A 12842-nucleotide genomic window follows, 5' to 3' on the forward strand; every position below is an offset into this window, starting at 1 on the left:
TTTTATTATTTAATACCATTTTGCTATTAGTGCTAGCATATATTTAGGATATTATACTAAACACGTAATAAATATAAGAAAAAGTTTTGTATGATAGATGATGCTAAAATAGAAAATATAGACTTTGGTAATGCATTATCAGAGCGTTACCTCTCTTATGCTCTATCAACAATTATGTCAAGATCCTTGCCCGACGTTCGTGATGGGTTAAAACCAGTGCATCGCAGATTATTGTACGGCATGCTCCAACTAAGGTTAGAACCGACCTCCGCCCATAAGAAATGTGCAAGAGTTGTCGGTGATGTAATGGGTAAATATCACCCACATAGTGACGTTGCACTGTATGATACATTAGTACGTCTTGCCCAAAATTTTTCTCTCAGATACCCACTAATTGATGGACAAGGAAATTTTGGTTCTATTGATGGAGATAACGCAGCAGCTATGCGTTATACAGAATCAAGAATGACAGAAATTTGTACCTTATTAATGTCAGATATAGATCAAGATACTGTCGATTTTCGTGCTACATATGATGATTCCGATACCGAACCGGTAGTTATGCCCGCTATGTTTCCTAATTTACTGGCTAATGGTTCAGAAGGTATAGCAGTTGGAATGGCAACCAGTATACCACCACATAATTTACATGAATTATGTGATGCACTAATATATTTAATTGACCATCCTCAATCAAATGTTAACGATATTTTGCAATTTGTCAAAGGGCCTGACTTTCCAACCGGTGGAATAATTATTGATAGAATAGATTCAATCCGCCTAGCCTATAGCGTGGGGCGTGGTAGCTTTAGAGTAAGAGCAAGATGGGCAAAGGAAGACCTAAGTTATGGTTTATATCAGATAGTAATTACTGAAATACCTTATCAAGTACAAAAATCTAAACTTATCGAACAAATAGCTGTACTGTTAAAAGACAAAAAAATTCCTTTAATAAGCAATATTAGAGATGAATCTACAGAAGATATAAGATTAATTATTGAACCTAGGGATCGTAATTGTGATCCTAATGTTATTATGGAATCATTATTCAAACTGACAGTTTTAGAGAATAGAATTCAGCTTAATATGAATGTTATAGGTTCAAATAATATTCCTAAAGTAGCTAATATACTGGAAATATTGCAGGAGTTTTTATTACACCGACAAAATGTTATTACTCGCAGATCTAAATTTCTTATTGGCAAAATTGAACATAGGTTGGAAGTTCTCAAAGGTCTAAGGATAGCTTACTTAAATTTGGATGAAATAATTAAAATTATTCGTGAAGAAGATGAGCCTAAACAAGTAATGATAGCTAAGTTTGCTTTAACTGATGTGCAAGTTGAAGCAATTCTTAATACAAGATTGCGATCTTTAAGAAAATTGGAAGAACAAGAAATTATTAACGAGCATAATCTACTCGAAAAAGAGCATGCAAATTTACAGAAAATTCTACAAGATCCGAGTGAATTAAAAAAGATAGTTAAGAAAGAAGTTAAAATGGTGCAAACAAAGTTTGGTTTTAGCACTAAATTGGGGTTACGCCGCACTAGTTTTGAAGAGGCTAATATTGTCGCTCAAATTGTTGATATTTCAGCCTTTATAGCCAAAGAACCTCTTACCATAATATGTTCCAAGATGGGGTGGATTCGCTCTTTAAAAGGTCATAATAACGATTTATCAACTATTAAATATAAGGAAGGAGACGCAGAAAATTTTATTCTGGAAGGCTATACTACCGACAAGATTCTTATATTGAGTGCAGCGGGGCGTTTTTTCACTATCCTAGCCGATAATATATTTAGAGGCAAAGGCAATGGAGAATCTATAAAGCTGATAATAGATATAGGCAATGAAGAAATAGTAAGCATGTTGGTTTATAGGTCTACCCAAAAACTTTTACTGGCAAGCAGTATTGGCAAAGGCTTTATCATTGATTCAGATGAGGTAGTAGCCCAAACTAAACTCGGTAAGCAAATAATGCAAATTCCTGCAAATCATTCCTGTATTGCTTGTGTGCCTGTAGAAGGTGATTGTATAGCTTGTATAGGTGAGAACCGGAAATTACTAGTATTTAAACTAGACGAAATACCAATAATGAAACGAGGACAAGGAGTAATTTTACAAAAGTTCAAAAATGCTAAACTTATGGATGTCAAGATATTTGATAGTAGTTTAGGACTAAGCTGGAAAGTAGGAGAAAAGACTAGGGTAGAGAAAGATCTTTTACCATTTCTTGGACGACGAGGTTCGGTTGGTAAAATCCCTCCTAGTGGATTCCCTAAAAATAATAAATTTTCTTAAGATAAAGATATATGAATAATTCCTCTAATTATATTAATAGACCTCTTGCAAAACTAGAGATGAATACTATTCAAAAAAGCTCTAATAGCTCAGTTATGGACTATATCCTACTCATGAAGCCAAGAGTTATGGCACTTGTTGTATTTACCAGCTTTTCTGGTTTATGGCTTGCTCCATACCCCATTCATCCATTTATAGCTTGCATCGCTATGCTCTGTATTACACTTGGAGCTGGTAGTAGTGCAGCTATTAACATGTGGTATGATAGGGATATTGATGCGATAATGAAACGTACACAAAACAGGCCTCTAGTTATTGGGGTTATAGAACCACAGGACGCCTTAGCTTTTGGCGTGGTTGTGGGGTTCTTTTCAGTTTTTTTGATGGGACTTTGTGTTAATCTACTATCTGCTTTATTATTACTAATAACCATATTGTATTATGTCTTCATTTATACCATTTGGCTAAAACGTTCAACAATGCAAAATATAGTTATTGGAGGGGTTGCAGGTGCATTACCTCCTATGATTGGTTGGGCAACAGTAACTAATGAGATTTCACTTTTCTCCTTTTCTTTATTTATGATTATTCTAACTTGGACACCACCACACTCGTGGGCATTAGCAATTTTTCGCTCAGAAGACTACAAAAATTGTGGCGTTCCAATGATGCCGGTAGTAAAGGGGGGCTATTATACTAAGAAGCAAATTCTTGCCTATAGTATAATTATGTTTATTACTACATTTATGCCATTTTTCTTAGGAATAAGTAATCTTGTATATTTAGTAACTGCATTTATACTGGGTATAATTTTTTTATACTATGCTGTCTCTCTGTTTAATGATAAAGATCATAAACAAGCTAAAAAACTATTTGCCTATTCAATATTTTATCTTTTTAGTATTTTTTTAACATTGGACTTCTCTCGAAACTAGCCGCTTGTGGATAGCAACAGAACAATTTAAAAACCGGGCTTGTTACAGCCCAATTTTAAAATTACCCTGAGCAACTATCCCTCCTACCTCAAAAGCTGTTAATGGCTTTGAAGTAGGAGGAATAATTTATGAGGCTTTATTCACGTAGCCTTAATAATTGTTAGGATACATAACCTCACCGACTAGGTATGCAGTAGATTCTTCAGTAGGGGGATAAGGATACACGCATGGATAGTGCATAAGATTAGTAGCATCGTATATTGCTTTCATATCCTGCAATAATTCTTGATCGTTTTTTAGAGCAGAAAAAGCCTTTGAACATAAAGTATAGGCTCTATACTCACCAGGCCCTGGCTTCGGTTCTTGTTTAGCGAACTGTTGTAATTGCTTAGCAATCTCTTGTCTTTTAGTAACATATGTATGTGGATAACAATCTAGAGCTTGTGCTTTATAAAATACTTTAGGGGAAGATAAACATATCTTAGCTAAGTAATCCCTTTCTGCATCAGTATATTGATTTTGAGCAACAGTCCTGGATACTATATTATACATACTAGGATCAAATTGACATTTAGAAAAATCTTGAGCAGTAATAGCTTTATGGTAAATTTGTTCAGCTTTTGGTTGATCTGAAGATAAAAGAACTCCAGCTAAATTTAGCAAAACTATCTGATTATTGGTAGCTTCCCATATATTTGGCTCAAGTTCAAGAGCCCTTTCACAAACTATTCTTGCTTTCTCCATTTTATTTAAAGACAAAAGAGCATCAGCAAGAAGCACCAAAATTTTAGAATCAGTAATAGTTTCATGTACATCAGGCGTCTTATTAATAGCTTCACTCAAAAGGCTTTTAGCCTTAGCTTTAGCAAAGTCATACTTATAATCACGCCAACTAAGCGACGGAATCAAGTGAGCTAACTCAGTTAACTCAGCTAAAACCTCTGGGGCAAGAGGAGGAACGACCTCAGCTAAAACCTCTTCGGCAAGAGGAGGAACGACTTCATCTATGGGAGCTGTGGGGGCATTTTTAGCAAGTCTCAAATATGAATGACCAGCTAGACCAGCTATATAGTCATACGGTGGTGGAGCTGAAGGAATAGAAGAATCACCGGTTTCATCCACTTCCACTTTAGTATATGAAGCTTTAAGTGCCTCTAATTTAGTATTGAATACAGTGTTAACTTTCTCTAATTCATCTTTTAATTGAGCTTCGTATTTAGCTTTAATTTCCTTTATCTGTTCCTCCTGTTCAGCAAGAGTTAAAACCCTCTCATACTTATTGGAAGCTTCTTCATATTTATCTTTACGTTTTTCAAGTTCTTTTCCAGCTTGCCTTACCACAGGGTTTACAGATAGAGCTGCAGATGCATTCGGTTTGTACTTTGAAGCATAGCTAGCGGCTTCGGCAGCAAGTTTTTTATCACCAACTATGGACAACTTGTCTTCTAATACTTTAAAGGTATCATGAATAACATCGTATGGTACATCTTTGTCTTTAGATAATTTTGACTTACAATCCTGATAAGCTTTCTCGTAACATTCTTTAGCCTCTAATTTGTTTCCAGCATCTGCCAAGCCATCACCTTGTTCTATAAGAATCTTAACTGGATTCGGTTTGTACTTTGAAGCATAGGTAGTAGCTTCGGCAGCAAGTTCTGTATTACCAACTACGGTAAGCTTGTCTGCTAATTCTTTAAAGGTATCATGAATAACATAGTATGGTCCATCTTTGTCTATAGATAATTTTGACTTACAATACTGATAAGCGTTCTTGTAATATTCTTTAGCCACTGATGTTTTTCCATTAGCTACCAAGTCATCACCTTGTTTTATAAAAATCTTAGCGTGCATGGCAAATATCTGGAAATTATTGCTATGTTCAGCCAAATATTCTAGCTTTTTAACAACTTCATCATATTTTTTAACAGCTTTATCATATTTTTTGCTATTAAGTTCAGGTTTTTTGCCATTAAGTAATGAGTTTACTTCTTCTTTTATCTTAATTAGCGATTCTTTGTATAGTGTTTCAATATCCTTTATACAGCTTTTTGCATTTTCATTTATATTTTTTTTATACTCAACATGCCAGCGTTCTAATGCTATAAGAGCGAATGGTACATCAATATTGAACATATCTTTTAAGGACTTTTCATGTGTTGAAAATTTTCCTTTTTGCCAAGCTATATCAGCTTTATCCTCGCATATCTTAAAGAGTAACAAATTTTTGTCCGTAGCTGAAAGTTCAGATTTTTGTATATTTTTATGTAAATCTTCATATTCTTTTAGGGGTATATCACCATGTTTTTTTAAAGTTCCAAGCATGTCTTGGAAATATTTAAATTTGAGCTCTAAAATAGGATCAGTACTAGTATCATTACTAGCCCCATTACTACTACTCCTTAGGCTAGAGTTCCTAGCTAGACTAGCACTCTTATCTGGACTAGATTTCTTACGTAACACTTTCAACATAATATCCTCCTGGTATACTTATTATTTAATTATTAGCAGTTAGATTTTATATTATCTAAACCTGCTGGCTAAACTTTAGTTGTGTTACTACACACAGAGCTGTCATCCGAGTTACGGTGGGAATCCAAAAAATAACCTGCAAAGGCTATTAGATAAGATTCCTCACCATTGCTGAGAATGACAGCGTTTGTACTACTGGTACTCCAGTACTACAACTTATAGTATGTAGAAATAGGCTCTTGCATAACTTCATCATTGTAAGGCAATCTTGTTGTCAAAATTAAGCAAGGAATTATACATATTTTGATCCACTTATGCTCCTTGCTTAATTTTTTTCCAAAACTTCCTCTTTCATAATTTAGCGATACAAGACGTCTTCAATAAATTAAGACAGGTTTATAGCCAGTAATCAAGTAATATCATATAACATCACGAAAATTATATTAATAACCATAATAAATAGTAACTTTTTTGTAACGTATGGTATCTTTGCAAATACTTCAAGTTTTTCAGTATAGCGAACTTGAGAAGGTTTTAACCATACTAATAACCTCAATTTGATGTAAGACATTGGTTTAATAGCCTAGGGTGTCATCAACTATGATTTTTAAAAAATTAAAAAAAAGTTTAAAATAAAAAAATCAAGTTGGTTAGAGAGTTAACAAATAAATCTCTAGGCTTAACATTCGCAATAAAGCACGACTTGATAAAAATTTAAATAAATATAGGTTTAAATTTTTATCAAGTCTTTGCCGATTTTAAATAATAATCTCTAACCCTTGCATTAGCAATGACAATAATTTTACGCATTAAAGCAGTAATGGCAACTATAGGCTTTTTACCTCTAGCAATTAGGTCTCTATAATATTCACCTAACTTGCTCTTTGATTTAGCTGCTGCCATTGCTGCAGTAAATAATTTGCTTCGTACATTTTGTCTACCACCACTAACTGAACGATACCCTTTATATTGTCCACTATCCTTAGGATGTGGGGCTACTCCGACTAAACTAGCTATTTACCTCCGATCAACCTTACCAATCTCTGGTAAAAATGCTAATAAAACTTTACTAACAACCTTACCAATACCGGGTACTGTCTCCAATACCTCAAGCTGTTCTACAGTCTTTTCATCGGTTGTTAACTCGGCTATCTCTTCTTCTAATTTCTTTATAGCTTTGGATAAACATAACAATAAATCTTCTATATACTGCTCGTAAATGAAGAGTTGAAAGAAGAGAAGAAAGAAGCTAGAATATGATTATGGGAAATATTTTAACATCTGAACAAAGAACGGCACTGAAGTCACGTCATGGTAATGAACGAGATAGGAGAGTATGTGACCGAATTAAGGCAGTTTTGCTGTATGATAAAGGTTGGAGCTATGAAGAAATAGCAGAAGCATTGCTGTTAAGTGAAGAAGCTATAAGAAAGCATGTAAGAGATTATCAAAAATTTAATAAATTAGAGACAGCTAACGGTGGTAGTGCAAGTAAGCTAAGTGAGCTAGAAGAGAAAGAGTTAATAGAGCATTTAGAAGTATGTAATTATGTTTATGCCAAAGATATTAGCAATTACATAGAAAAAAAATACGGTGTTGCCTATACAATAGCAGGAATAACAAAGCTATTAAGGAGATTAGGCTTTGTATATAAAAAGCCAAAGATTGTACCCGGCAAGCTTGATGTAGATAAGCAAGAACTATTTAAGCTAGAATATAGTTTGTTAAAAGGTAATCTCAAGGCTAAAGAAGCTATATATTTTATGGATAGCGTTCATCCTCAGTATCAAACAAAAGCCCGTTATGGTTGGATCAGAAAGAATCAAAATAAAACTTTACCAACATTTAGTGGTTGGAAAAGGAAGCATTTAATAGGAGCAATTAATTTATCTGATTTGCAATTAGTTAGCACAGATAATCCTAAAGTAAACGGTGATTATATAATCAATTTTCTACAAAAATTAGAAGCAGAAAATCCTAATAAAGAGAAGATATATTTGATTTGTGATAATGCTGGGTATCATAAGTCAAAGAAAGTAAAGGAGTATCTAGTAAATAGCAAAATAGAATTAGTATTTTTACCTCCCTATAGCCCTAATCTTAATCCGATTGAACGATTATGGAAATTTATGCATAGAATTGTAACAAATAATAAATTTTACCATAATTTTGCTCAATTCTCAGAAGCTATAGATAGATTTTTTGGTAATATTGATAAATACAAAGGTAATTTGCTTACTCTTATCACTGACCAATTTCAGACTATAACTTTTAATCATTTTGCCAACTCTTCAGGTTAATTGAGTATACTATCTTTATCATCTCATTATTAGGTCCTGCCATCCTATTTTTCTCTTGAGTCTGCAATTTTACTAAATCATCACGACGAGATAAAAATATTTTTAGCTTGCTCATTTTTTGATCAGGTTTTTGTTGTAAAGATAATTCCTTATGCCTTTCTTGTCCATATTTTACTAAAGCTTGAGCATCTACAGAATCAGTTTTAGCACGAGTACCAAGTGATCTTATAAAGTACTTTATTTTTTGGGCATGTGCTCTATGAACAGCACATTTTTTGCTTAATAAAAAATTTACTAATTCAGTTTCATATCCACCTGTAGTCTCTAATACTATTAGGGAGTCAGTCAAAAAACTTTTATATTGCTTAAAAAATTCCTTAAATCCAATAGTGTTATTAGAAAAAGTCATAATTTTATTATTATTAGATATTGCTACTGCAAAAGTTGATTTTGCTATATCAATACCAATAAAATTGTTATATAATTTATCCGTTGGGGTCATAAAATCCTCGACATATTTACGATTGTAAGCGGGCGTTTCAGCCCAATGAACTATTTAAACGTTCGAGCTTATTAAGTAAGTGGTCTCTTGATGACAATGTTTGTATAAACTCATCCCTGACGAGTGCCACTTACTTTTTTCATTATATCATAGTTTTATCTTACAATCCCTGCACCTTCGGATGTCACCCCTGCGTAGGCAGGGATCTAAAGAAATTTAACAAACCCTCTTGGTCTATTTTTCTAGATCCCAGCTTTCGCTGGGATGACATAATGGTGGTGACATCACCCCTAATGGCGATGATTACTTGAACCTACTATTAATTTATTACATCAATACTCGAGGTTAGCTAGGATATATATATGACGTCCTATAAACCTAGAAATGTGGGTAAAAATATCCCGGCAAATCTATATTAATTATTATTTCTTTACCAAATATTTTCTCCGGCAAGATTATTCTTTTGGCATGTAATAACATTTCCTTGGATAAAGCTATTGCTTCTTGAGTACCATATTTTGTGTCACCTATTATGGGACAACCCAGCATTTTCGCATGAAATCGAAGTTGATGCATCCTGCCAGTAAGAGGAGCGAACTCAACCAGCATCAAACCATTAATAGACCTCTTGCATAATTCTACTTCTGCTGGTAATTTGTGCGTCGCTCCGGTACTCGAATCCTCACGTACGCTTAAGTACGCTGCGGTTCTGCGTTCCGTGGCTCCTGCAAATTCCCTAGCAGAAGCGAATTCTGCAAGAGGTCTATTTAAGTTTTTCAGTAATTTATAGCGAGTTATGGCTAACTTGCCATGTTCTTCATCATTTTGTACAGTCTCATACGCCCCTCCCCTATTCTTCCCTATCATACCACTAATTTCTCCTTCATGTTGCGGAAGGTTACCTAAAACTACGGCAATATAGGTTTTCTGAATATTCTTTTCCTTAAAGGCTTTCACTAATTTTATACTACTCGCATAATTTTTAGCGATTAGTAATATACCTGAAGTATCTTTATCTAACCTATGTACTAGTTTAAAATCTGCCCCTTGGCTATTTAAATATTGTAATGCATCATCTATAGATAGGCTTATTTTACTACCACCTTGGGTTGCAAGACCTGCTGGCTTATTAATTGCTATAAGCCACTCATCCTGATAAACTAAGTAATCCTTCATTAACTTACCAGCTAGTATAACTGCCGAACTCGAAAAAATCCTATCAGAAACTTTTTGAGGTTCTAAATTTAAACTATCCTCTATAAAAATTTGATCCCCAGCATTTATTCGCAAATTTGCCGCTACCTTACAAGAATTAACCATTATCTGTTTAAACCTTAAGGCACGCTCAACCATCCCTTGGGTAAGGCTAGGATATAATTTCTTCAAGTAACGATCCAACCTACAAGGTAGTTCTATATCTACATTTAATATTGCCACTAGCTACTCTTTAACAAAAAATACCCCCATAATATACATGATAATAGTATAATAGCAAAAATCTGATGCACTAAGGCCATTAATATAGGTACTGAATATAAAATGGTAATTATGCCAGCTAACATTTGTAATATCAGTACACCAACAATATAATAAGCAACTTTGTTTAATTTAGGATGCTTGGTTTTTATTAGACTCAACACCAACAAACCAACACTAGTACAAACAATATATGCTCCAATTCTATGGATAAACTGAACAAAAACAGCATCACTTAAACTATCTCTACTCAGTAGTTTAAAAGCTATTTCTTGAGGTATAAAACTATTCCCCATTAACGGAAAGCTATTATATACAAGCCCTGCATCAAGACCTGCAACTAGACCACCTAAAAAAATCTGTATATAAACTATAATAATAGTTAATATACAAAAGAATTTTGCTAAATTTAAACTTATTGTCCGTTCAACTAGTAAAATATCAAAACTATTTTTCATCAGCTGATAGAACAGTAAATTATAGATAATAACTGCAATAACCAAATGACAAGCTAAACGAAAATGACTGACATATGGCTGCAAAATTAGACCACTTTTCACCATATACCAGCCCATAAATCCTTGGACTGCAAATAATAACAATATCGCCAAATATACAGGCAGTAACCTTGTATCAATCCGTCCACGTATAAAAAAATACAGTAATGGTACTAGATACAACAAACCTGCTACTCTGCCAGCAAAACGGTGAATAAATTCAAGCCAAAAAATAAATTTAAACTCTGAGATAGTCATATTAGTATTTTTTTGCTTATATTCGACAGATTGTTGATATTTAGCAAATTCATCCTGCCAGTCAGCATTACCCAGCGGGGGAACGACACCTGAAACCGGTTTCCATTCAACAATTGATAAACCAGCATCAGTAAGCCTAGTGAGACCTCCTAAAAAAATCATAAATATTACCATGCAGCAGCATACCACCAACCAACGCTTTACTAATATGTGTGACATTAGACCCGCTACCTTTAATATCTATAATATAGCATAATATAACAGATTTTTATCGTCCACTAATACTCTTTTTCATTATGGGGAGGCATTGTTGCGTGGATTAAAAACACCAACGTAAGTAATGGACTTACGTTGGTGTTTTTTACCTAGAATCCTAAGAGCCAAAAATTGTATACGTGACATTATGTTTATATGATACTGCACATAATAATTAATCATTAAAATATTTAGATTGTAAGTAACCTCAGTTCGATATAAGAATTATTAATTCTTATATCGAACTGAGGTTACATTATCATAAATATTGAGAAAAATATGGAAAATTTTAAGTTAGCCTTAGCTAAGAATAACGGTAGCTTTTTTGAGTATGATATTATCTGCAACAATGAGTTAGCAAGATTAAGGCCATTAAAAACAGAGGATATGGCGGCTTTTGCTCGATTCATTTCTGATTACGCGGTTTGGAAATATTTTGCTATCAAAATGCACCAATTACAAGATATGAACGACTACATTGATGACGCTGTACAACAAAGAAAGCTGGGCTTGCGATATCATTTTGCTATTGAAGATCAAAAAACAGGTGAGATTGTTGGATCAACAGCTTTTGGGAATTATTCTCCAAAAGACAGCAGGATAGAAATAGGTTGGAGTTGGGTAGAAACATCGTTCCAAGGCAGTGGTATTAATAAAAATGCAAAGTTTCTTTTGTTAAATTTTGCATTTAATTACTTGAATATGGAAAGAGTGGAATTTAAAACAGATGTACTCAATGTAAGGGCTAGAGGTGCACTTATTAAAATTGGTGCAACGGAAGAAGGCGTATTACGAAGTCACACTCTCATGCCAGATGAGAGACGCCGAGATACAGTATACTATAGTATACTTAAAGATGAGTGGGAGACAAAAATATGGTCAAAAAACTTTTCTGATCACTCTAGGGTGTGTCATCAATTAAGTTGACAGGAGCGTTTATTTGTTGTGTAATAGAGAAAAAATTAAGAATAAATTTTCTCTATGCGTCGATATGCTCTACGTGACGATCAATGGGATCGGATTAAAGATAACCTACCTGGAAGGAAAGAGTCTGTTGGTGTAACAGCCAAGGATAATCGCCTATTTGTAGAAGCAGTCTTGTATCGATATAGGGCTGGTATACCTTGGAGAGACCTACCTGAACGTTTTGGAGATTTTCGAGTGATTCACCTACGTCATTCAAGGTGGAGCAAGACAGGTGTGTGGAAAAAGGTTTTTGAGATGTTGTCTGAAGATGCTGATAACGAGTATGCCATGATTGATTCAACCATTGTTAGGAGTCATCAACATAGTGCTGGTGCTAAAAAAAAGAGTTAGAGGATGACCAAGCAATTGGACGAGGTAAAGGGGGGCTGAGTACTAAAATCCATGCCACATGTGACGCTCTAGGGAATCCAACGGGATTCCATCTTACCCCGGGTCAAGCTCATGATTTGCAAGGATCTGATGTTTTGATGAATGAATTGACGAAAGCGGATGCTGTACTTGCTGATAAGGCTTATGATGCCGATGCACGTATGCGAGATAAGCTGAAAGATAAGGGATGTATAGCTGTGATTCCCCCAAAGAAGAATCGTGTGAATCCAGCTAAGTATGATAAGAACCTCTATAAAGCTAGGCATTTGATTGAGAACTTTTTTGCAAAATTGAAGCAATATAGAGCTATTGCAACACGATATGACAAAACATCTCAGAACTTTTTGGGTGCTGTTTATATGGCTTCCATGGTAATTTGGCTCAATTGATGACACACCCTAGTGACGTTCAAATTTTAATGGAATCTTGTAATTCAGTAGACTTCTTTCGAAACTAGACAATGATGTAGAATGGTGTTATAAATATCTGA

General features: G+C 34.3%; 10 protein-coding genes and 3 pseudogenes. 5 read left to right on the top strand and 8 right to left on the bottom strand.

Translation table 11 applies throughout. The features are described from left to right. Positions 1-93 precede the first annotated feature (93 nt). Positions 94-2304, top strand: coding sequence for a DNA topoisomerase IV subunit A (gene parC, locus ACN1AG_RS00235; protein ID WP_417905618.1), 2211 nt, complete (start codon positions 94-96; stop codon positions 2302-2304). 59 nt (positions 2305-2363) lie between these two features. Beyond that, entirely contained in the window at positions 2364-3239 is an 876-nt protein-coding gene (gene cyoE, locus ACN1AG_RS00240; protein ID WP_417905619.1) for a heme o synthase, read from the top strand. 150 nt (positions 3240-3389) lie between these two features. Here cyoE and ACN1AG_RS00245 read toward each other — a convergent pair whose 3' ends face one another. The 4 genes and pseudogenes from ACN1AG_RS00245 to ACN1AG_RS00260 all read right to left on the bottom strand — a co-directional run bounded on the left by ACN1AG_RS00245 (position 3390) and on the right by ACN1AG_RS00260 (position 6902). After that, positions 3390-5708 (bottom strand): tetratricopeptide repeat protein, encoded by a 2319-nt coding sequence (locus tag ACN1AG_RS00245; protein ID WP_417905058.1) that lies wholly within the window; start codon positions 5706-5708, stop codon positions 3390-3392. Between the two features lie 741 nt (positions 5709-6449). Next, complete coding sequence (locus ACN1AG_RS00250; protein WP_341753629.1) at positions 6450-6611, bottom strand: hypothetical protein; 162 nt, start codon at positions 6609-6611, stop codon at positions 6450-6452. A 15-nt stretch (positions 6612-6626) separates the two neighbouring features. Further along, positions 6627-6725, bottom strand: a pseudogene (locus tag ACN1AG_RS00255) (IS110 family transposase); the annotation flags it as partial. Further along, a complete protein-coding gene (locus ACN1AG_RS00260; protein WP_417905059.1) occupies positions 6726-6902 on the bottom strand; it encodes a hypothetical protein in 177 nt (58 codons plus the stop codon). A 68-nt stretch (positions 6903-6970) separates the two neighbouring features. Here ACN1AG_RS00260 and ACN1AG_RS00265 point away from each other — a divergent pair, with 68 nt between their 5' ends. Continuing rightward, positions 6971-8008 carry an IS630 family transposase gene (locus tag ACN1AG_RS00265; RefSeq protein WP_417904474.1) on the top strand — a complete coding sequence of 346 codons (1038 nt, stop codon included), beginning with the start codon at positions 6971-6973 and terminating at the stop codon, positions 8006-8008. Here ACN1AG_RS00265 and ACN1AG_RS00270 read toward each other — a convergent pair. From ACN1AG_RS00270 to ACN1AG_RS00285, 4 genes and pseudogenes are all read right to left on the bottom strand, one after another. Then, positions 7980-8510, bottom strand: a complete 531-nt coding sequence (locus ACN1AG_RS00270) for an IS110 family transposase (RefSeq protein WP_417905060.1) — start codon at positions 8508-8510, stop codon at positions 7980-7982. The genes ACN1AG_RS00265 and ACN1AG_RS00270 overlap by 29 nt on opposite strands. Positions 8511-8888: 378 nt before the next feature. Then, positions 8889-9128 (bottom strand): annotated as a pseudogene (locus tag ACN1AG_RS00275) (RluA family pseudouridine synthase); the annotation flags it as partial. After that, positions 9123-9863, bottom strand: a pseudogene (locus ACN1AG_RS00280) (pseudouridine synthase); the annotation flags it as partial. The pseudogenes ACN1AG_RS00275 and ACN1AG_RS00280, both read right to left, overlap by 6 nt. Positions 9864-9946: 83 nt before the next feature. After that, positions 9947-10960, bottom strand: coding sequence for a COX15/CtaA family protein (locus ACN1AG_RS00285; RefSeq protein ID WP_341758000.1), 1014 nt, complete (start codon positions 10958-10960; stop codon positions 9947-9949). Between the two features lie 315 nt (positions 10961-11275). On the opposite strand from ACN1AG_RS00285, the gene ACN1AG_RS00290 reads away from it, so the two are divergent. Together ACN1AG_RS00290 and ACN1AG_RS00295 are read left to right on the top strand one after the other, a co-directional pair. Continuing rightward, entirely contained in the window at positions 11276-11923 is a 648-nt protein-coding gene (locus ACN1AG_RS00290) for a GNAT family N-acetyltransferase (protein WP_417905061.1), read from the top strand. A 54-nt stretch (positions 11924-11977) separates the two neighbouring features. Next, positions 11978-12741 (top strand): IS5 family transposase gene (locus ACN1AG_RS00295; protein ID WP_417904615.1). Its coding sequence is split into 2 segments (ribosomal slippage): positions 11978-12310 and positions 12313-12741, totalling 762 coding nucleotides; the frame shifts between segments, so codons are not numbered across the junction. Positions 12742-12842: the final 101 nt, after the last annotated feature.

Source organism: Candidatus Tisiphia endosymbiont of Micropterix aruncella, from assembly GCF_965178575.1.
Taxonomy (GTDB): Bacteria; Pseudomonadota; Alphaproteobacteria; order Rickettsiales; family Rickettsiaceae; genus Tisiphia.